Annotated in this window: 18 protein-coding genes; 6 read left to right on the top strand and 12 right to left on the bottom strand. The window is 41.3% G+C overall.

Annotation, left to right across the window (positions count from 1 at the left end; translation table 11 throughout):
• The first annotated feature begins 165 nt into the window (after window positions 1-165).
• The gene (locus tag Len3610_RS02405; protein ID WP_176446552.1) at window positions 166-624 is read left to right on the top strand and encodes a CotY/CotZ family spore coat protein; all 459 of its coding nucleotides are present in this window, start codon (window positions 166-168) and stop codon (window positions 622-624) included.
• 421 nt (window positions 625-1,045) lie between these two features.
• Here Len3610_RS02405 and Len3610_RS02400 read toward each other — a convergent pair whose 3' ends face one another.
• Entirely contained in the window at window positions 1,046-1,543 is a 498-nt protein-coding gene (locus Len3610_RS02400; protein ID WP_176446551.1) for a CotO family spore coat protein, read from the bottom strand.
• 156 nt (window positions 1,544-1,699) lie between these two features.
• A complete protein-coding gene (gene mgtE, locus Len3610_RS02395) occupies window positions 1,700-3,058 on the bottom strand; it encodes a magnesium transporter (protein ID WP_176446550.1) in 1,359 nt (452 codons plus the stop codon).
• 427 nt (window positions 3,059-3,485) lie between these two features.
• Here mgtE and Len3610_RS02390 point away from each other — a divergent pair, with 427 nt between their 5' ends.
• Both Len3610_RS02390 and prpE read left to right on the top strand, forming a co-directional pair.
• Window positions 3,486-4,670, top strand: coding sequence for an FtsW/RodA/SpoVE family cell cycle protein (locus Len3610_RS02390; RefSeq protein ID WP_176446549.1), 1,185 nt, complete (start codon window positions 3,486-3,488; stop codon window positions 4,668-4,670).
• Window positions 4,670-5,410: a bis(5'-nucleosyl)-tetraphosphatase PrpE gene (gene prpE / locus Len3610_RS02385; RefSeq protein ID WP_176446548.1), complete on the top strand. Its 741-nt coding sequence runs from the start codon at window positions 4,670-4,672 to the stop codon at window positions 5,408-5,410. The genes Len3610_RS02390 and prpE overlap by 1 nt, the downstream gene beginning before the upstream one ends.
• Here the strand turns inward: prpE and Len3610_RS02380 are convergent.
• Genes Len3610_RS02380 through Len3610_RS02370 form a run of 3 tightly spaced genes read right to left on the bottom strand, consistent with a single transcriptional unit; the run spans window position 5,407 to window position 7,722 of the window.
• Window positions 5,407-6,285 carry an RluA family pseudouridine synthase gene (locus Len3610_RS02380; protein WP_176446547.1) on the bottom strand — a complete coding sequence of 293 codons (879 nt, stop codon included), beginning with the start codon at window positions 6,283-6,285 and terminating at the stop codon, window positions 5,407-5,409. The genes prpE and Len3610_RS02380 overlap by 4 nt on opposite strands.
• Before the next feature lie 12 nt (window positions 6,286-6,297).
• Complete coding sequence (locus Len3610_RS02375; RefSeq protein WP_176446546.1) at window positions 6,298-7,104, bottom strand: NAD kinase; 807 nt, start codon at window positions 7,102-7,104, stop codon at window positions 6,298-6,300.
• Between the two features lie 12 nt (window positions 7,105-7,116).
• A complete protein-coding gene (locus tag Len3610_RS02370) occupies window positions 7,117-7,722 on the bottom strand; it encodes a GTP diphosphokinase (protein WP_176446545.1) in 606 nt (201 codons plus the stop codon).
• A 250-nt stretch (window positions 7,723-7,972) separates the two neighbouring features.
• Between Len3610_RS02370 and Len3610_RS02365 the strand changes: the two genes are divergently transcribed.
• The 3 genes from Len3610_RS02365 (at window position 7,973) to Len3610_RS02355 (ending at window position 10,018) form a co-directional block, all read left to right on the top strand.
• Complete coding sequence (locus Len3610_RS02365; protein WP_176446544.1) at window positions 7,973-8,545, top strand: CYTH domain-containing protein; 573 nt, start codon at window positions 7,973-7,975, stop codon at window positions 8,543-8,545.
• A gap of 81 nt (window positions 8,546-8,626) precedes the next feature.
• Window positions 8,627-9,010 carry a globin domain-containing protein gene (locus Len3610_RS02360; RefSeq protein WP_176446543.1) on the top strand — a complete coding sequence of 128 codons (384 nt, stop codon included), beginning with the start codon at window positions 8,627-8,629 and terminating at the stop codon, window positions 9,008-9,010.
• A 111-nt stretch (window positions 9,011-9,121) separates the two neighbouring features.
• Window positions 9,122-10,018 carry a ClpXP adapter SpxH family protein gene (locus tag Len3610_RS02355; RefSeq protein ID WP_176446542.1) on the top strand — a complete coding sequence of 299 codons (897 nt, stop codon included), beginning with the start codon at window positions 9,122-9,124 and terminating at the stop codon, window positions 10,016-10,018.
• Between the two features lie 1,798 nt (window positions 10,019-11,816).
• Here Len3610_RS02355 and pepF read toward each other — a convergent pair.
• The 7 genes from pepF to Len3610_RS02320 all read right to left on the bottom strand — a co-directional run bounded on the left by pepF (window position 11,817) and on the right by Len3610_RS02320 (window position 20,545).
• Window positions 11,817-13,631, bottom strand: a complete 1,815-nt coding sequence (gene pepF, locus Len3610_RS02350) for an oligoendopeptidase F (protein ID WP_176446541.1) — start codon at window positions 13,629-13,631, stop codon at window positions 11,817-11,819.
• 81 nt (window positions 13,632-13,712) lie between these two features.
• Window positions 13,713-14,903 carry a competence protein CoiA gene (locus tag Len3610_RS02345; protein WP_176446540.1) on the bottom strand — a complete coding sequence of 397 codons (1,191 nt, stop codon included), beginning with the start codon at window positions 14,901-14,903 and terminating at the stop codon, window positions 13,713-13,715.
• 84 nt (window positions 14,904-14,987) lie between these two features.
• A complete protein-coding gene (gene mecA / locus Len3610_RS02340) occupies window positions 14,988-15,674 on the bottom strand; it encodes an adaptor protein MecA (RefSeq protein WP_176446539.1) in 687 nt (228 codons plus the stop codon).
• 523 nt (window positions 15,675-16,197) lie between these two features.
• The gene (gene spxA / locus Len3610_RS02335; protein ID WP_176446538.1) at window positions 16,198-16,593 is read right to left on the bottom strand and encodes a transcriptional regulator SpxA; all 396 of its coding nucleotides are present in this window, start codon (window positions 16,591-16,593) and stop codon (window positions 16,198-16,200) included.
• A 287-nt stretch (window positions 16,594-16,880) separates the two neighbouring features.
• The gene (locus Len3610_RS02330; protein ID WP_176446537.1) at window positions 16,881-17,468 is read right to left on the bottom strand and encodes a GNAT family N-acetyltransferase; all 588 of its coding nucleotides are present in this window, start codon (window positions 17,466-17,468) and stop codon (window positions 16,881-16,883) included.
• Window positions 17,469-17,662: 194 nt separating this feature from the next.
• A complete protein-coding gene (locus tag Len3610_RS02325) occupies window positions 17,663-18,889 on the bottom strand; it encodes a putative glycoside hydrolase (RefSeq protein ID WP_176446536.1) in 1,227 nt (408 codons plus the stop codon).
• Between the two features lie 189 nt (window positions 18,890-19,078).
• Window positions 19,079-20,545, bottom strand: a complete 1,467-nt coding sequence (locus tag Len3610_RS02320; protein ID WP_176446535.1) for a UDP-N-acetylmuramoyl-L-alanyl-D-glutamate--2,6-diaminopimelate ligase — start codon at window positions 20,543-20,545, stop codon at window positions 19,079-19,081.
• Window positions 20,546-20,847 lie beyond the last annotated feature (302 nt).

Genomic DNA, 20,847 nt, shown 5'->3' with positions numbered 1-20,847 from the left:
TCTGATTCTTTGGCTGAGCCGGTTTGATTTAAATTAGAAGCTTCTCTCAATGTTTGCCTCAGAAAATCTTCGTGTAATGCTGACGTCTGCCCACACCATATACCCATTGCTACATAGTCTATTAGGGACATCAGGTCAATAACACAAAGAAAGGGGTAATAATTCATGGGTTGTGGAAAAGAACATCATTCAGGTAACTGTGTCTGCGATGTATTGCGAGAAATTGTAGAAGCGCAAGAGGATGTCGTTGAAAATTGCTGCTCAACAAGCTGTGAACAATCAATCAGTGATTTGCTTGGTGAGACTGATGGAGGAAATGGTCTTGACACAGTACCGGTAATTCTCTATTGCAAAGACGGCTGTAAACCATTCAAAGGCTTCGGTGCAAACCCGGATGACATTGGTGATATGACATCCAGCTTTTACTTCCGTGTTAAGAAGGTTGATGATGATTGCTGCGCAGTCGTTGAGCTATTGAGAGATCCGCATGATGATGATGACACGCCGAAAGACCCTGTAGACCAATACACAAAACATTTGTGTGCTACTGGTATCTGCATCACAGTTGACTTAGACTGCTTCTGCCATGTCACATGCCTGCCAGCCGTAAACGCATTTAACTAATTGAACACAAATAAATTATGAAGAAATCGGCACTCGCTTAACCACAGCGGGTGCCGTATTTTTTATCGTAACTGGCAGTATGATTCCAGGTTTTATTATAAAAGTTGTTGCCCCTGCCTCAAAATCCATAAAGTGAAACTTCATTCAGCGGAGGAAATACGCGGAGACTCCAGCGGGAGGAAAGGCCTCGGTGAGACCCCGGAGCGCGTCAGCGCGAGGAGGCTCATCAGCCGCCCGCGGAAAGCGGAGCGTATTTCCGGAGCGGTGTCATTACACACAAATTTTTCACTGTGTCACTGTTTATATTGACTACAAGGTTAAAAGGCAACACAGAATATAGCCCTATAAAAAACAAGATGCCCGCAGTCAGCAGCAAGGAGCACCTTGTTTCCACCCCAAATGTCTGGAAGTTTCACTCAATCTAGAAACCGATCATGCGTATTTCCTTAATCGTATTAAACGGTATTTCAGCTGTTCGTCTGCCGACACGCATGTGGACATTGTCATCCTGATAATCGGTAATCCTGCCCCGATAGTTACGTTCATCCGTCTTCACTTCACACCGCATGACAGGTACATGTTTAGGAGAATTCAAGAAGTAATCAACACGCTCTTTAAGCGACATATCTTTAAATTTTTTTCGCTCCTGATCAGACTTTGTATCTGTGTGATTTGGCTGATAATGATCGGAACTTTCTTCTGACGATTCAACTTCCTCTTCTGCTTCATCATTTACAGCTTGCTTATTAAAAAAATTACGGTTAGCAGGTTGTCTTTTTAGCGTACTCGATTCCGCTTTTTTATTGTCCCGCTTTCGTTTCGGTGTTCTATAATGACTTTGCATTGGTGCTTCGGGTGTCCGGATACCCGGCTGTTGAATGTAAAGTAATGGGCTTCTGGCAACTTTTTTGTCCCCCATATGTTATACGCTCCTTTTTATAACATTCGTCAGCATATTATATGAATCCTCGCTTAAAATGTGCGTATGCCTAAGCAGATGCCAGAGGTCAGAAGCCGGAAGTCAGATTAGGGAAATCAGGAGGCAGTCGATTTCAATCGTCAAACGTCACGGCGTCTATACCAAGTACTGCATAAACGTTGTTGCAAGCCCGAAATAAATTAAGATCGAAATAATATCGTTGATCGTTGTGATAAATGGCCCTGAAGCAACGGCCGGATCAATATTTAATCTGTCCATGATCATAGGGACAAGGGCTCCTGCTAAGGTTGCCACCACCAATGTCACCATAATGGAAAATCCGACAAGGAGTCCAAGGAAAAAGTCATCCTGCCAGAAATATACAATCGTTGTTAGCATGGTACCACAGACGAATCCGTTAATTAACCCGGTCGCAGCTTCTCGGACCATGAGTTTCAGTTTCCCCTGATTACCATAATCACCTGATGACAGACCACGAACGGCAACTGCCAGGGCTTGTGTTCCCGTGTTACCGGCCATCCCGGCAAGCAGCGGAATAAAAATCGCGAGAACCGCGACCTGTTCAAGCGCCTCTTCAAATTGTCCGATCAAACTCGCGGTCAGCATGCCCAAAAATAAGAGGATAATAAGCCAGGGCAAACGCTTTTTTGCTGAGATAAATGCACTGTCTTTCGGCCGATCCATATCCGAAACACCAGCCAGCTTGGAGTAATCATCACTTGCTTCCTCATCCATAACATCCAATATATCATCAACGGTTATAATACCAAGTAAATGATTCTGAAAATCAACGACCGGGAGTGCCAGGAAGTCATAATCGCGAATCATTTGAGCAACTTCTTCCTGGTCTTTTGCCACTGATACAGCTAATACGTTTTCGCTCATCAAATCAGCAATCTGTTCGTCCGCTTCAGCAACAATTAAGTCACGCAACGACAAGACACCAACGAGATGTTTATCTTCGTCGATTACATATAAATAGTAAATCGTCTCTGCTTCGGGGGCCTCAGCTCTCAGATATTTCATCGTTTCTTTGACCGTTTTCGACTGATAAACCGCCACAAATTCGGTTGTCATGATACTGCCGGCTGTTTTCTCTTCGTAGTGAAGCAGTTCTTTGATTTCAGTGGCGTTTTTATCATCCATAATTGTCAGCAAACTGACGACAACATCCTTCTCCAGTTCATTCAGGATATCAACTGCATCATCGGTTGCCATTTCCGCTATAACCATTGCAGCAAAACGCGGATCCATTTCTGTGAACAACGGTTTGATATCGTCCGTTTCAATATGCTCCATGATACCCGACGTTTCTTCCGGGGATAAGTATGTATAAATTTTTAACCGTGTTTCTTTCGGCAATTCTATGAAATACAATGCCTGATCATATGGATGCATAGCCAAAAATGTTGCACGAAACGATTCCATTTGTTCGTTTATGACAAGCATCTGCAATTCATCTTCAAAAAATTGCCCGACATTGTTATTTTCCATATGAACACGTCCTTTCACAATGGTATTATTATAGCATGCATTTGTTTTTTTCACAGGAATACTTAATTTATCGATTGTTTTCGTGTAAACTAAAGATATAATGGATTCATATGCATTTTTGAACTAAATCTATTATTCCCTGTAATCGGCTGTTCAAAAAGTCCGGTTAAATGGGATATTTTCACTTTTAAACACTACATCTGAACTTCAGACATTTACGGACAATTAACCGGCGTTTTCTGGCGGGTTACTGACCATTGGATGCGGGGTAAAGTAAAACTTCATTCATCGGGATGCTTTTCCCCGATGAATGTTAGTTGAACAGAATCGGGCATTTAAGGTCAGTTAGCCGGCGTTTTCTGGCGGGTTACTGACCATTGGATGCGGGGAAAACAACAATGACTTTTATGGAAAGTTAGGTTAAATAATGCAAAATAAATCATTTAATATAGATTATACATTATTATCCATTCTCATACTGCTGGGTCTGGTAAGTATCTTTACACTTAATATTATCGAACCTTCATTACCAGCCAAATATGAGGGATCCAATTTCTGGCTGCGACAGGGAGCCTGGTATATCGCTGGCGGCATACTGATTGCTTTGGTCATGTTGATAGATTATGACCGGTTCCATCAAATCACATGGTTTTTATATGGCATTGGTGTATTGTCATTGTTTATGCTATTTGTTGGATTTCCTCCTGGAATCGTCCATGAGGCCAACGGTGCCGTGAGCTGGTTCCAATTTCCTGTAATAGGTACAATTCAGCCGGGGGAATTTATCAAAGTAATCCTTGTCCTGACGATTGCACATGTCATTGTCAGACACAATTCCAAATACGTCGATAAAACAATTAAGAGAGATCTTGGACTGCTTGCTAAAATAGTCGGCCTATCGCTTCCTCCCATGTTCTTTCTGGTAACACAGCCTGACTTGGGCGGTTTTCTGGTGCTTGCTGCGATTACAGGCAGTATGATTCTCGTATCAGGGATCAGATGGCGGATTCTGTTTTCCATTTTATTCATGATCTTAGGTATTGCTTTAATCTTCGTTGCCTTATGGTATTTCTTCCCGGATTATGTTGCGGCTTTTCTTGATAACTCCGGTCTGAGTCACGTTGCCAGCAGGTTTACAGGCTGGCTGAACCCGAATGAAAACCCTGATGCCGGTTATCAGCTGCTTACAGCCATGCTCGCAGTCGGATCAGGACAACTATTCGGGAAAGGGATCAGTGATATGGAAGTTTATATCCCTGAGCGGCATACAGATATGATCTTTACCGCTATCGCTGAACAGTTTGGCTTTATCGGGGCAAGTATTGTTGTGACATTGTTTTTCCTATTGATATACCGGCTGATTCACATAGCCATCCAGAGCAACGACGATTATGGAAGTTATCTCGTTACAGGTATTATTGGCATGTTTGCTTATCAGATTTTCCAGAATATCGGCATGTCGGTGCAACTGCTGCCAATCACCGGGCTCCCGCTTCCGTTCTTAAGCTATGGCGGAAGCTCAACACTGACGTATATGCTGGCAATCGGTATTGTGCTTAATGTTCATTCCCGAACGAAAGAATATATGTTTGAAACAAGGTGGAAAAATTAATGAAATTTGATGTTATCGGTGATGTCCATGGGTGTCTGGACGAATTGGATGCCCTCTTGTCAATCATGGGATACCAGCAGAAGGCGAACATTTTTATCCATCCGGATGGAAGAATTCCTGTTTTTGTTGGTGATATTACTGATCGCGGACCGCATTCAGTGGAAATGATACGTCTCGTCTATGATATGGTTGTGAATCATCAAAAAGCGCATTACGTGCCCGGCAACCATTGCAATAAACTGTATCGTTACTTTTCAGGGAACAATGTGAAACAGCGGCATGGACTTGAAACGACTGTCAGGGAATACAAAGCGCTGTCCCAATCCGAACGGCACACTGTCAAAAGGGAATTCATGGAACTTTATGAACAGGCCCCGCTCTACCTGGAGCTTGCTGAAGTGAATGCGATTATAGCACACGCCGGTATAAAAGAAAGTTATATCGGAAGACACGACAAAAAAGTAAAAACGTTCGTTCTATACGGGGATATCAGCGGCCGTTTTGACAATGAAGGCCGGCCCATCAGGCGTGATTGGGCGCAGAATTATAAAGGCCGGCAATGGATTGTTTATGGTCACACGCCGGTCAGAGAACCGCGTATTGTTCATAAAACCATTAATATTGATACAGGATGTGTGTTCGGAAATACGTTAACGGCCTTTCGCTTGCCCGAAGAAAAAACGGTATCGGTACCATCTATGCAGCCATTTGTAAAAGAGCAGTTCCGTCATGATGATTAAGCTTTCACAATCATCTTCATATCATCTGCCATTTCAGCAGTAAAATCCATCCACCTCCCTGTGATTGGATGTTCAAACGATAAATGACAGCAATGTAAAGCCTGGCGGTCGATAGGAATCGTTCCCCCGCCGTACAAGTCGTCACCGGCCAAGGAATAGCCAATATGGGAAAAATGAACCCGGATTTGGTGTGTCCGGCCGGTTTCCAATTGGACACGAATCAATGTATGGTCATCTGATTCCTTTAAAACGCTATAATGTGTGATGGCATGTTTCCCTTGATCCGTGACCGTCCGTTCAATAATCGAACCTTCTTTGCGCCCGATTGGAGCATTGATGGTTCCTTTTTTTTGCGACAGATGACCTTCTACAATCGCATCATAAGCACGCGTGATTTTACTCTTCTTTTGCGATTCCGATAAAATCGAGTGGCTCCAGCGATGTTTAGCAACCAGCATGAGACCGGATGTATTCCGGTCAAGCCGGGTAACCACATGGAACGTATAAGGCAGACCTTGCTGCTGGTAATGTGCCAGCACGCCATTGGCTATCGTGCCGGACGAATGGTGAAAAGACGGAATGGTTGCACGTCCCGCCGGTTTATTAATGATAAGAACGGCATCATCTTCATATACAATAGCCAATGGCATTTTTTCAGGAACCATCATGGCGCCCTTTTTCTCTTCAGGAAACGTGACAGCAAGCACGTCCCCTGATTTAAGTTTATAACCGGCATTGGTTTTTATATCATTGACTCGGAATTCACCGTCACCATGGATGATTTGTTTAATCATACGTTTCGAAAATTTATGCTTCCGCTGTAAATATTTTCGTATAGTTAATTCTTCATGTTGTTTCGTTACCGTCCAATTCATGCTGCACCAGCCTCAAACATCGTCATCAGCAACAAAGGAGTCACGGACCCGATCCCAGAACGGGAATGGCCTGAAGCGGGCAAACCGCACACGTTCTTTAGCAACCCGGCACTGAATTGATTTGACGTTGGAATAATTTTTTGTAAAATGATCGACGGCTATTAAAAACGTTTTTTTCTGACCAATCGGTTTCAGCATGCATGTATGGTGCTTAGGTAAAATAAGCGGTGAACCGATTGTCCGGAAAACCCGGTTATTGATGGATGCTATTTCGGTCAGCTGGATTGCTTCAAGTGACGGATGGATAATCCCGCCGCCCAATGCTTTGTTATATGCTGTACTGCCAGATGGCGTAGCGATGCATAAGCCATCCCCTCGAAACGTTTCGAAATGGGACCCTTTGATTTCTACATCAAACACAACCGATCCTTCAGCAGTTTTAATCGTTGCTTCATTTAGGGCAAGAAACCGGTTCTCCTCGCCACCGTCCTGATCACGTATCGTTACCTCAAGGATCGGATATTCAACTACCTGGAAAGGTGTTTTTGCGATTTCAATTATTAATTTCTCCACTTCTTCCGGTGTCCAGTCCGCGTAAAAACCTAAGTGACCTGTATGTACCCCAATAAATGATGTTCTGCTAAGACAGTGTATATACTGATGAAATGCCTCCAGAAAAGTTCCATCCCCGCCAACGGATATCACCAAATCAGGAGTTGTCTCATCATACTCCAAATCGAAATCTATTAAATGTTGTTTCATCGTTGCCTGTATTTTATTGGATCGTTCATCACCTTTAGACACAATTGCAAATTTCACGTATGAGCCTCCTTATTTTCGATGGAATATCCGCTTTGCTTCCTGTACCTCATTTTTAATGATAGACATTTCTTCGTCAAGTTTAAAAGCCGCTTCAGCTGCCCGCTGCAACCTTGATTTAATATCAGACGGAATGTTTCCCTTATATTTATAGTTTAACGAATGTTCATTTGTTGCCCAAAAATTCATGGCAAGTGTACGGATTTGAATTTCTGCTATGACCATTTTAACGCCATTAATGGTTTCGACCGGATAATTAATAATCATATGATAAGAACGATACCCACTCTCTTTCTTGTGAGAAACATAATCTTTTTCCTCAACAATGTGCAAATCTTCCCGCGAGCGAATCATGCGGACAATGGCATATATATCATCAACAAATGGGCAAACCACACGAACACCTGCAATATCCTGCAATTCCTCAATCCGGTCCAGTGGTATGCGTCTGGTCTCTGCCTTTTCCAGAATACTTGGTACCGGTTTAACGCGTCCGGTTATAAATTCAATCGGTGACTGCTTGGATTCAAATTCAAACTGTTTGCGGATGCCTTTTAACTTTATCTTTAATTCCTCGACCGCCTGTGCATATGGAGCAAGTAAAGCGTCCCAATTCATCGTTTACACCACCTGTACATCATCTCTTTCCATCACATATCATAACATATTCAACAGCTATTCTTTGCATATTTACGTATCATTCGCCATAATAAAGTGAAACTTCATTCAGTGGAGTGGGTTTCTCCACTGAATGTTAGTTGAACCGAATCGGACATTTAGGGACAGTTTACCGCCGTTTTTTGGCGGGTTACTGTCCGTTACATGCGGGCCAGGATAACCATTAAGACAGTAAATGGAGGAATGCCATTTGACGCAGGAGATTGAAATTGAATATAAAAATTTATTAATAAAAGAAGAGTTCGATCGCCTTCTTCAGGAGTTGCCATTTCCGGATCAGAGCGATACGCAAACAAATCATTATTTTGAATCAGCTGATTTTGCCCTGAAGAAACTGGGGTGTGCATTAAGAATCAGAGAAAAAAATGGAACATATACATTAACATTGAAAGAACCATACCCGAGTGGCTTGCTGGAAACGCACGACACCTTAACAGAACAGGAAGCAACTGCATGGATAAATGGAGACGTACTACATGAAAAAGATGCGGCAAAGCGGATTGCTGATAAAGGTATTTCCCCGGATAACCTGATTTATTTTGGCAGCCTGACAACGGAGCGTCGCGAATTAAATTACAGAGATACGTTATTGGTACTGGATTACAGCACATACTACGGTTATGACGATTATGAACTGGAATTGGAAACATCATCCGAAAGACACGGGCGCGAAATAATGCAAGACATTTTGACCGGCTTTAATATTGAAAAGCGGGACACCCCCAATAAGATCCAGCGTTTTTTTGCGGCAGCACGCTCTTAAACGGGAACGGTAAATCAGATTAGTTGCTCTTAGATAGGGACGTTGCTAAAATATATACAAACAAACTAGGAGTATTTACCGATGAATCAACCTGGAACAATATATGAAGCTATTGGCGGCTTCCCAACAATTGACAAATTAGTAACAGCTTTTTATAAACGCGTCGGCAATCATCCAAAATTAATTCCTATCTTTCCGGATGATTTAACCGAAACCGCCCGAAAACAGCGCTTATTTTTAACACAGTTTTTCGGCGGACCACGATGGTATGTCGAGGATCGCGGCCATCCAATGATGCGCCGGCGTCATCTCCCGTTTGAAATAACACCTGAACGTCGGGATGCATGGCTGGAATGTATGGGTGCAGCTCTTGATGAAACCAAAATCGAAGAACCATATCGTACAGCTATATTTGATAAATTAACCATGACTGCGCATCATATGATGAATACACCTGAAAAATAGAATAAAGTAACTGAAATAAGAAGTTCAATGAGTTAACAAATTTTCAGGTAAACTGAAAACCGCTAAATCATTTGTTTGCTTTTTGACTAAGCATTGGAAAGGAGAATCGATGTGAGTTGGAAACAACCAGAGCTTTCAAGTTCCAATAGTACAAACACATCGTCAAAATATAGCTATATCGATTTTGTTCAAAAACCGGTTGAAATATACGTCTTTATCGATCCACTATGCCCGGAATGCTGGTCACTGGAGCCTTATTTAAAAAAGCTGTCCGTTGAATATGGACGTTTTTTCACATTACGGCCGATTCTCAGTGGTCAACTGAATTCATTAAATAAGGATATTTTTGATAAACCAAAACAACTGAAAGAAATATGGGAAAAAACAGCCACCCGAACAGGTATGTCCTGTGATGGTGATTTGTGGACAGAAAATGAAATCTCAGCACCCTGGATTGCATCACTTGCCATTAAAGCAGCTGAACTGCAAGGCAAAAGAGCCGGCAAAACCTTTTTGCGAAAAATACAGGAAAGTGCATTTCTCAGCAAACAGAACATATCTGATGTGTCCGTATTAATAAGGTGTGCCAGGGAAGCAAAGCTGGATATAGAGGAATTTGAAGATGATTTATTCTCGCCAACAGCCAAAAAAGCTTTTCAATCCGATTTAAAATTGACGCACGAAATGGATGTAGACTATATCCCGACGATTGTCTTTTTCAATCAAAAGACAGATGAGCAGGGAATCAAAATATCCGGTCTCTATCCCTATGACATTTATGTACAGATATTGAAGCAGATTCTGCAGAAGGATCCTGTCCCATCCAGCAAACCACCACTTGAAACCTTTGTTCAGCATTATCAGGTTGTCGGAAGTAAAGAAGTATCGGTTGTTTACAATTGGTCAGCAGCTAAGACTGATAGAGAAATGAAGAAAATGCAGCTGCGCCAGTCAGTTGAAAAAATCCCGGTAAAATACGGAGCATTCTGGAAATATATTCATAAATGAAACTCAGGGGGTCCTATAACATAACTCCTGAGTTTTTTTGGGCATTCAAAAAATAGTTTATGCAGCCAGCCACTGCATCGACATGGAAAATAAAATTGAATGATGTATTCTCTCGCACGTTTCGGCTAGTTTTCCTCTTCGCTTTCTCAGTGATAAGCGTTCTCTCTGACGTTTCGGCCGGTTTATCCTTACGTTTTGTCACTGATAAGCGTTCTCTCGGACATTTCGGCCGGTTTATCCCTTCGTTTTGTCACTGATAAGCGTTCTCTTGGACATTTCGGCCAGTTTATCCCTTCGTTTTGTCACTGATAAGCGCTCTCTCGGACGTTTCGGCCAGTTTATCTCTTCGCTTTGTCACTGATAAGCGCTCTCTCGGACGTTTCGACAGGTTTTCCCCTTCGTTTTGTCACTGATAGGCGCTCTCTCGGACGTTTCGACAGGTTTTCCCCTTCGTTTTGTCACTGATAAGCGCTCTCTCGGACATTTCGGCCGGTATTCCCCTTCGTTTTGTCAGTGATAAGCGTTCTCTCGGACATTTCGGCTAGTTTTTCTCTTCGTTTTGTCACTGATAAGCGCTCTCTCGAGTTCGCAGTTATCCCTTCGTTTGTCACTGATAAGCGCTCTCTCGGACGTTTCGGCCGTATCCCTTTCGTTTGTCACTGATAAGCGCTCTCTCGGACGTTTCGGCCGGTATTCCCCTTCGCTTTGTCAGTGATAAGCGTTCTCTTGGACATTTCGGCCGGTTTTCCCCTTCGTTTTGTCACTGATAAGCGCTCTCTCGGACGTTTCGGCCGGTTTATCCCTTCGTTTTGTCACTGATAAGCGCTCTCTCGGACGTTTCGGCCGGTATTCCCCTTCGCTTTGTCAGTGATAAGCGTTCTCTTGGACATTTCGGCCGGTTTTCCCCTTCGTTTTGTCACTGATAAGCGCTCTCTCGGACATTTCAGGGGCATTCACCGCCAGTTTTGTCCATAAGAACGTACAGCTATACTAAACAGATAAATTCCCCAAAATGAGAATGAATTCCAAGGGAGGCCTTTTAAATTAATTTATTATACTTTCCAGACGATAATCCGGATACCCGTTTTTTCATTCCGGGAATTGCTTTACACAAAAAAACAGGATGCACGGGGCAGCGTGCATCCTGTCGTTCTCCGTCTCTGTATAAACAAAGGGGGATGGGAGAAAGTTTCATGATCAAAAACAAAGGGGTTTTGTTTGTGACTCATCTCACATTATTAATGATATCAGTGAGTGTTTACTTTATCAATTAGCGTGTTCACCTTTTCACAAAAATGTCACACTTCTATTTCACAGATTTGTAACATATCTTGATATCAAAGAGCCATGCACTGGTGCACAAAAGGCTGATATTGGCGATCGACCTATTTTAGCAGACTTTTATATGAAAACTAATTTAATTAGGAGCGATATTATGGAAAGAACTCCTCCGTTTATTTTCCTCTTGATACGTTGGTTTGGCTGCGTTTTTGAATTTGCTCGGATTAATGCAATTAATACCATTGTACATTACATTACCCCTGCTGTTTATCGCGATTTATTTAACGATCTATACATTCACACACCGGAATGTGTATAGGGGGCGAATGCGTGGCCGAGGTTTGTAGAGCCTAAGAAAAAACGCTGACGCGTCTTTTCAGATGCCAGAGGTCAGAGGTCGGATTGGAAGAAATCGGCGAACTAGCCGATTTCAAGATTGAAGTCTTATCTAAAATGTTATACTTTCTGACCTTATAAAATAGGCTGCCGCCGGAACATACGGCAGCAGCCTTCTCTTTTACTCATTCAAAAGCAATTTCTCCATTTCATTCAATTTTTCCTCAAACACGTCGAGTGCCGAAAGTATCGGCTCTTTTGATGTCATATCGACACCGGCTTTTTTCAGAACTTCGATCGGATAGTCGCTGCTTCCCGCTTTCAGATAGTCCAGATAGCGATCCACAGCTCCCTCTTCACCGTTTAAAATCTTATCAGCAAGTGTCGTGGCTGCAGAGTAACCTGTTGCATACTGATAGACGTAATAATTCATGTAGAAATGAGGGATCCTTGCCCATTCCTTGCCGATTTCGTCATCTGAAACCACATCATCACCATAATATTTTTTATTCAAATCATGATAGATGGCAGTTAAATTTTCAGCCGTCAGAGCTTCACCATTTTGGGCACGTTTATGAATCTCATGTTCAAATTCCGCAAACATTGTCTGCCGGAAAACCGTTCCACGGAATCCTTCCAAAAAGTGGTTAAGCAAATATAATTTTTCTTTCTCATCGTCAACATTGTTCAGCAAGTAATCGTTTAATAATGCTTCATTCGTTGTGGAAGCAACTTCAGCAACGAAAATCGAATAATTGCCATACCGGAATTGCTGATGTTTGTGGGTGTAGTAACTGTGCAGCGAATGCCCCAATTCATGTGCCAATGTGAACAGGTCATCCAATTTATCCTGCCAATTCAGCAAAATATACGGATGCGTTCCATATGCACCGGATGAATACGCCCCGCTGCGTTTACCTTTACTTTCTTCCACATCGATCCAGCGGCTGCCGAAGCCTTCTTTCAGGACATTGACATAATCATCGCCCAACGGTTTCAATCCTTCAAGTACATATTTCTGGGCTTCCTCATATGAAAATGTCATATCGGCATTTTCTACCAGCGGAGCATATACATCATACATGTGCAGCTCATCAACAGCGAGTACTTGTTTACGCAAGCGCTGGTAACGATGCAACAGTGGCAGTCTTTCATTGACAGCCTCAACAAGATTATCATAAACCTCTTCCGGAATATTATTGCTGTCTAATGCAGCCTGGCGTGCAGAATCATAATGATGCACTTTCGCATCGAAATTATCCGCTTTAACTGTACCTGCAAGTGTGGATGCAAACGTATTAATGAACTTGCCGTACGTTTCATACATGGCTTTGAAGGCCGCTTTCCGTACATTACGATCCGTTGATTGCATAAACCCGATATACCGGCCATGCGTTAAGTCAACTTCTTCCCCGTTTTCATTTTTAATTGAAGGGAATGTTAAATCAGCATTATTGAGCATACCAAACGTATTGGATGCTGATGACATTGGCTCAGATGCTTCGGCCAGCAATGCCTCCTCTTTTTCACTTAATACGTGTGGGCGCTGGCGGCTAATCTCATCCAATACGTGTTCATAAAATTTTAAGTCCTCATGTTCTTCCAGAAAATTTTGCAATTTGGATTCATCCATAGCCAGAATTTCCGGAACAATAAAACTCATCGTACTGGATGCAACCGTCAATACATTTTCCGCTTTGGCATCCATCGCCTGATAAGTCGAGTTCGTCGTATCCTGATCAGAACGCATATGTGCATATGTAAATAGTTTGCCTAATCGTTCCGAGAGCTCATCCTGAAGCTGCAAAGCATCATACAGGTTTTGTGCTGAGTCAGCGAGTTTACCCTGAAATTTCTCAATTGCCGGAAGATCGTTCTGCAATGATTTCAATTCTTGTTCCCAATCTTCATCCGTTGCAAAAATGTCATCCAGTTTCCATTTACGTTCTTCCGGAATCTCACTTCTTTTCGGTAATTCCTTTGTTGCTTTCGCCATAATCAAATCCTCCTTATATTCTTTCTATCACTTTATTCTAGCTTAGTCCAAAAAAACCTTCATTTCATTTAGTATAACGAATTATTCCGGTTTCATGCCCGTAATTTGCCTGTTGAGCTGATCCATCAGCTGATAATCCCCATCAAGTGCTGCTTCTATATGCTGGTAAAAAAGCAACGACTTTTGCTTAATAAAGCATTTGGGGGAAATTTCACAAATAACACGGAGCTGTTCTAATAATTTAAGGTACTCATAAATTGGGTTTGCATGTGAGTTGATAAGCGGAAAAGATTTTGGGCTCTGAAGATGATGGCGTAAAAGGTGTATGCATTGCTGGAGACTAAATGTTTTATCAATCGCTAATGGGTGAATGATTTCAAGGCATAATCGGCTCTGCCAGTCCCACGGTGGTGTTTTCATCTTATATTGGGCAGAAACAGGAAGATGAACGATGGCGGGAAGTGTCTCTCTGTGAGCTTGATTGATATACAACCATTGCTTCCATGCCAAATCACGCCCATAGACTTGTCTGGAAGGTTTCATACGGAAGAAGCGCTTTTCCTGTTTCCAAATTTGAGCAAGTTGTTTTTGATTTAAAAAAGATACATAAAACAAATCGGTAAAAATCATGTCACTTAATTTTTTGACCGTTAACTTACCTGCTGCTTGCTGTAATGATGCGAAATATATGTTCTGAAAAGAAATGAATTGAAGTGAATCCGGACAGAAGTAATATAACGTAAGTGGAAAATCAGAAGAAAATTGGTGAATCAAATGAAGCTGGAAATAATCAATTTTTAGTTTATACCGGTTACGGCGATCCAGCCGGTTCCCTCCCAAAATCCAAATTGGTACAATCCCCTGACTTACATAGCCCGCATTCCGGCTGATGATTTGTTCAGGCGGAATTCTTGCACATTGGTATTCAATCGCAAGCGTCTTATTTTTAAGTTTGATCAGAATATCAGGCCGCTGATTGATTTCCGGCAAATATGCCTCAAGCTGAACATCGAGTTTCTGATGCCTGAGCCACTGATACAATAACAATTTCCCCTTCTCATGATAGGTACCCTCGCCACCTTCCTGCGACGGGCAGTTACGCCGCCTACTGTGGGCAAAATGTGGAATTGTTTTGGGGCCAGCCTTTGCGATGACCGGTTCGTGACATGCCGGGCAGAAGAATTGTGTTTTTTTCTTCCATGCTGAAATTTCCTTCCTGGTGCAGGATGCTAATGTTACCAAATTGCCATATTCAGTTTTTGCTTGCAGCATAAAAAAATCACCTCCGCTACTAATATTCGACAGAGATGAACAAAATCCTGCAAAATAAATTTTTTTCAAAAAAAGGACACTCCCTTATTCAGAGCGTCGAATCGTCGCAGGAAAATGGGAGCGAATTTGACCAAACGTATCGGCTTCAAATATCTGCTTTCCATATTCCTCAAGAAAGTGAATGGTTACATCCGTATCATTCGCAAATTCAAATATTTGACTGAGTAAATCTTCCTGTCTGTCATCATCTTCTTGTGGAAATACAATATACAAGTAATAATTGCCTTTATAATGATAAAGCATATTGTCTAATTCTTCATCGTTACCCTGGAAATAATGGCTTAATTGAATAACATCCTCAAAGTCATTGAAACGAACAATCAATGAAAGGGTGCCATCCTCCTCATCTTTACTGCCCGCTTTTTCTTTTCCAAATTTATCATCCAGGACATCTTCTATTTTCTCATTAACTGAAACGTCCACCGTTTTGCCGTCCTCATCCGGAAGCTCAATATTCTCACCGTCCTGGGAAATTTGTGCTTTGGTTACGACAATCTCCATTCCTTTATCCATGGCCTGGACTTGAATCCATAGCGGACCATCAACATTAAAGTCTTCTTTATAGTTAAGTTCTTCCATCATTTGCCAGAATAATTGCTCTCCCCGCTCACGATTATACCAGATTTCTTCACGCTGGAATCCGCGGTCTTCAATATCGACATACGTAATATAAAACTTTACCGTATTTTCGTTAATACGTTCTATTTCCATCCCGCTTCTCTCCCTTCCTTTAAAAATCATAACATTAGGGGCAAATCCAAATGGTGGAAGAGTCAAATTGACTATACTTTAGTATACGTTTCCCTATCTGTTAACACTTATAACCATTCATATTTTCTTTATCCTCATTGTATGATATAAGCATCCGTTTTGAAAATTTATATGCCTATATACAGAGGATTGATTTCATATTTTAACTGATTTTATTCACATTGTCACTAGCTGTTATAAAATATTCAATTATTTATGAGGATAGACAGTTCAAAGACCCGGCATTCGCCTCATCCGGCCGTGCATATTATAGACAGCAAGGGCGCCATTCCGACACAATGACGTCATTTATCATTTTGGAATAGCACTCTCCGCTGGAAGGTATCTCACATGACTGTTTCTGACGCTGTAAAGAAAAAACGCAGACCTGGATTTAAAGGATCCGCGTTTTTAATTTTATGCTGCATGTAACTTGTAACTGGAAAGCTGCGGGAACGATATCACTTCGCTGAATGAAGCTTGACTAGTTAACCATTCGCTGTGCTTCGCGCAATTGGAAAGTCCGTACCGTTCTCGGCAGGAATCTGCGTATCTCATCTTCATTGTATCCTACCTGCAGCCGCTTCTCATCGAGAATAATCGGCCTGCGCAAGAGTCCCGGATTTTGTTGAATCAAATTGAACAAGTCTTTCATCGGCAACTGATCAATATCAACGTCAAGCTTTTGAAACACTTTCGAGCGGGTTGATATAATCTCATCGGTACCATCTTCCGTCATACGCAATATTTCCTTGATCTCATCAAGTGTTAATGCATCAGAAAATATGTTACGCTCGATAAACGGAATATCATGCTCTTCCAGCCATGCTTTTGCCTTTCTGCAAGATGTGCAACTCGGTGAGGTAAAAAGTGTTACCACGTAACAATCACTCCTCAATTTAGAATATATAAACATTTAATGAACAATAACTTATTATTAAATTAAAATAAGTTTAAATAACTTATATGTATAATTATACTATAGTTGTCAATCAAAAGGTAGAGGATTTCGTAAAAAAAATGGTAAAAAATATATGTGTTCACAAAATGTTCGAACTTAGTTGTACTATACCCCAATTTATTTTTAATTAAACCATTGAGTAAAAATTCCAGCCTCTTGTTTCCTGAGAAAACCAAGAGGCCAACTGATAACATGTGGTAAAGCTTTTATGCTCTTTCCGTCAGGTTTTCAAATATATCTTCTGACGTACGTTCTTCGTCATAACTCAACACTTCATCGACCGGCTGATAGGACTCACCATAGATTTCCATGTCTTTGTACGTATGGATTGTCTCATACATTTTTTTCATTTTCTCATAAATCTGTTGTTCAGATTCATCAGCAGGAGACCAGTATAATACTTCCATTGGTGTATCTTCATTTGTCGCCAGTGAGCGGCGATTATAATCAATGTACTGTGCATGGGTGAAGCCTTCACGTTTATAAAAATGAAGCCGTTTCCCGTTATCCGTATCATCGTAATCAACTGGCTCCACTTCAAGGATAATCGGTTTATGACGCTTTTTCAGTTTTTCAATCAGTTTATGACCAATTCCCTGTCCTCTTGATTGTGCAGAAACCCAAACATAGTCAATAAAGAGGAATGTGTCGAATTCAGCATACATTAAAACGTGGTAAGGCCCTTCATCCTTATGGTACACATCTCCTTTTTCTCTCAGCAGCATTTCCATATGCTTTCTGGATTTCATCTCCTCAACAGGGAAATATTTGTTTAATTTTTCATACCAATTCATAGACCTACTCCTTCGTTTAGTAGTCTTTTCCATTATAACGGCAACAATGATGTATGTTAAATCGATTAAATGGCCATCAGCCCTTATTGTACCCTGTTTTGGTGTATATGAACTTATTATAATTAAAAAAACCGGCTTTTATTCAGAAAAGCCCGGTTTTTTTATAAATCACAGTTATTTAAGGTAATACCGCTTTAGTCAATTGGTGTATAATCAACATTTTCAGTATAGTTATTCCCTGCATTCCAAAGCAGGAATTCGTCGATGCCATTTTCATTTAATGCTCTGATTTGTGCTTCAACTTCCTCTTTCCCGTATTCAGTCGGTGATCCGCTATAAAGCCACGGCGCCTCAAAATCCTGGAGCCAGGGACGTGATATTGGTTTTTCATCTTCATCCAATTGATCAAGAATTTTATTTTCGACTTTCGCATATTCGTTTACCGTTCTATATGGCTCTTTATCCGGGAATTCAATGTCGAAATAGGATGTCCAATGACTCGGATAAATCATAGAGGAAATGACATCAACATTGCTGGCGATTTGCGGGAAATTTTGCCCGATTCCCGGTGCTTCCTCAATTGTTGCCGTGTACCCGAATATATCAACAGATACATCCACATCGTAATAATCCAGCTCTTCCCTGGCATATTCGACAAAATCGGTAACAGCCTTAACGCGCCGCTTCACATTACTCATATCTTCATCTTCATAATCGCCCTGCGTGTAATCCAGTTCACTGTCTCTGGTCTCAAAACCTTCAGGGAAACGAACATAATCAAATTGGATTTCCTGAAAGCCCAGCTCGGCAGCTTTTTTAGCTACCTCCAGATTGTATTCCCAAACTTCTTTATGAAATGGGTTCACAAACGCTTCATCTTTATTATTCTTCCATACTTCCCCATTTTTTGTGAACGATAGGTCAGGCCGTTGTTCAGCTAGTACTGAATCCTTAAACACGACGACTCTGGCAATTGGATAAATCCCTTTTTCCTCCAGGTATTCCAGCATTGCCCTGGGGTCATCAATATAATTAACAGCTGCATCTGAATAAGGTGAGTCTTCCGGTACACTCACTGTCAGATTTCCGTGGTCTTCTTTAATATCGATGACCATACTGTTCAAATCAGATGAGTCGATCAGATTGACAAGGTCATTGAATTTCTCTCCTCCGGCTGAAGGGCCTGTCACATATACGCCTCTAACGGCATCCGGATAGTCAAAATCAAGACCGGAATCATATGTAAAACGCTGCAGCTTTTGCTCGTTATCAATTGCGGATAGATTCGTTTGCCTTTCCGTATGCGGACTTGCTGTCAATGTCTCCTCGCCACTCGTTTGCTGTGATGTAATCGGTATAATCGTAACGATAAGAAGGAGAATAATGGCTGTCGCAGTAATCATGAAGTATCTTCTCTTCATTATCTATCAATCTCCTATTTCCTTTTGATTCTATTATAAAGGAAACCGACAATTAATAGAACATCAAATTTCAAAATGCGACAAAAATCCTGAAAAAATAACTGGTCATGTTTCCTCATTTTAGATTATGCGGCTGTGATTGAAATATTGTACAATTATTCTCGTTCCCATGCAGCCAGTCTTAACCAATTATTGGCTGTCTTTCATCAGATTTTCCTCAAGATAAAGAATCGTATCTTTATCAAACGCAACCGGTAACACATAAGCCTGCTGATATTTCTCATGACCTTTTCCGGTAATAACAATCCAATCACCGGGGTTTGCCTGTTCAACCGCCTTTTTTATAGCCAACGTACGATCTGTAATAACAGTCCCCTTTTCATTTCCGAAGTTTTTGTTCAGAGCCGCTATTGTCTCCTCCATTTTCTCATATGAAACAGAATTAAGATCGTCAAGTGTTAATATATACAAGTCGCTTAATTCAGCTGTTGTCACAACCATGTCCCGACGTTTGCTCATGTCTCTGTTACCCCTGAAACCGAAGACATGAATAATTTGACCGCTCCCGTTCTGTTTCACCGTTTCAAGGCAATGGTACAGTGCATCAGCCGTATGGGCATAGTCAATCACAACTGTCACACCGGATTCCAGCTTGAACATTTCAAACCTGCCTTCCACATAATCAAAGTCATCCAGGGCAGAGATAATATGGGCGTTGCTTACATTGAATCGTCCTGCTGTTACAAACGCCATTACTGTGTTATAGACGTTGTGCATGCCAGGAAGCGGCGAATGAATATATGTTGAATCATTTTCTTCAATAACCTTTACACCTGAGCAGCTTCCATTAAAGTCTTCCAATCGTACGTGCGCATACGCCGACTGTCCAATTGTAACGCACCGGCTTCCTTTATCTGATAACAATGCTGCTAATTTATTCCCCCATGTATTATCAATATTAACGATAGCCTGTCCGGTTTTTTTCAGCTTATCAAATAACAAATACTTTGCCTCAAAATAGGTCTCCATTGAATCATGATAGTCCAAATGATCATGCTGAAGATTGGTGAACAGGCAAAAATCAAATTCAATTCCGTCAACACGCCCTTGTGTCAGCCCATGGGATGATACTTCCAAAATGATGACGTCATCATTACTGTCAGCCATCAGTTTTTGTAAAACGAGCGAGCCTGGGGTTGTATTATCGTATTGAGAAGATTCACCATTAATAATCGTCTGGTTGGTTCCGATAACCGAGCATGTTATCCCATTACTGTCCAAAATATGCTTTAGTAAATGACTAGTTGTAGTCTTCCCGTTCGTGCCGGTAATGCCAATCATAAGTTTGCGGCTTGCCGGGTTTTGATAGTAATTACTTGCCAAAATACTAAGCGATTTGCGGCTGTTCGCCACTTTTACAAAGGGTACGGACAAACCTGATATATCCTTGTCACCGATTATGACGGAGGCTCCGTTCTCAATAGCATTTTGAATAAAGTCATGACCATTCGCACTGTAACCGGGTATCGCTACAAATACATAGCCCTTTCCGACATCTTTTGAGTTTTCAGCTATCCCATCGATAACCAAATCCACTATATCCCGGCTTAAATTCTGTTCCACATGAACGTTATGTAATATATCCTGTAGTTTCACTGTTGACTGACTCCCCTGAAATCAATGTCGTTATTTATTCATTTTACAAGCTGTCCAGGCCGTTTTAAAAATAAAAATGCAATAGTTATTTTTTGTCGAAATGGTTACGCAAATAATTCAGGAATGATTAGCCAATTTTATCTGTTGCTGAAAGTAACGTCAAATATCTCTGTTAAAAGTGACTAATTTCCTATGTATTCTGTGCTTCACACGATAATTTATACCCGCAGTTCTTTCAGTTCCCAATTTTCTTTCGTTTGATGTATAATAATCTTATTATATTACATAAAAAGGATGTGGAC

Origin of the sequence: Lentibacillus sp. CBA3610, assembly GCF_013373365.1 — a bacterium.
Taxonomy (GTDB): Bacteria; Bacillota; Bacilli; order Bacillales; family Amphibacillaceae; genus Lentibacillus.
The sequence above is the reverse complement of the archived record's forward strand: the minus strand, read 5'-3'. Positions and strand labels throughout refer to the sequence as shown.

Bases quoted from the DNA above. Each gene is read 5' to 3' on its own strand.
- Len3610_RS02405 (WP_176446552.1), top strand. From the start codon at position 166: ATGGGTTGTGGAAAAGAACATCATTCAGGTAACTGTGTCTGCGATGTA.
- Len3610_RS02400 (WP_176446551.1), bottom strand. From the start codon at position 1,543: ATGGGGGACAAAAAAGTTGCCAGAAGCCCATTACTTTACATTCAACAG.
- mgtE (WP_176446550.1), bottom strand. From the start codon at position 3,058: ATGGAAAATAACAATGTCGGGCAATTTTTTGAAGATGAATTGCAGATG.
- Len3610_RS02390 (WP_176446549.1), top strand. From the start codon at position 3,486: ATGCAAAATAAATCATTTAATATAGATTATACATTATTATCCATTCTC.
- prpE (WP_176446548.1), top strand. From the start codon at position 4,670: ATGAAATTTGATGTTATCGGTGATGTCCATGGGTGTCTGGACGAATTG.
- Len3610_RS02380 (WP_176446547.1), bottom strand. From the start codon at position 6,285: ATGAATTGGACGGTAACGAAACAACATGAAGAATTAACTATACGAAAA.
- Len3610_RS02370 (WP_176446545.1), bottom strand. From the start codon at position 7,722: ATGAATTGGGACGCTTTACTTGCTCCATATGCACAGGCGGTCGAGGAA.
- Len3610_RS02360 (WP_176446543.1), top strand. From the start codon at position 8,627: ATGAATCAACCTGGAACAATATATGAAGCTATTGGCGGCTTCCCAACA.
- pepF (WP_176446541.1), bottom strand. From the start codon at position 13,631: ATGGCGAAAGCAACAAAGGAATTACCGAAAAGAAGTGAGATTCCGGAA.
- Len3610_RS02345 (WP_176446540.1), bottom strand. From the start codon at position 14,903: ATGCTGCAAGCAAAAACTGAATATGGCAATTTGGTAACATTAGCATCC.
- mecA (WP_176446539.1), bottom strand. From the start codon at position 15,674: ATGGAAATAGAACGTATTAACGAAAATACGGTAAAGTTTTATATTACG.
- Len3610_RS02330 (WP_176446537.1), bottom strand. From the start codon at position 17,468: ATGAATTGGTATGAAAAATTAAACAAATATTTCCCTGTTGAGGAGATG.
- Len3610_RS02325 (WP_176446536.1), bottom strand. From the start codon at position 18,889: ATGAAGAGAAGATACTTCATGATTACTGCGACAGCCATTATTCTCCTT.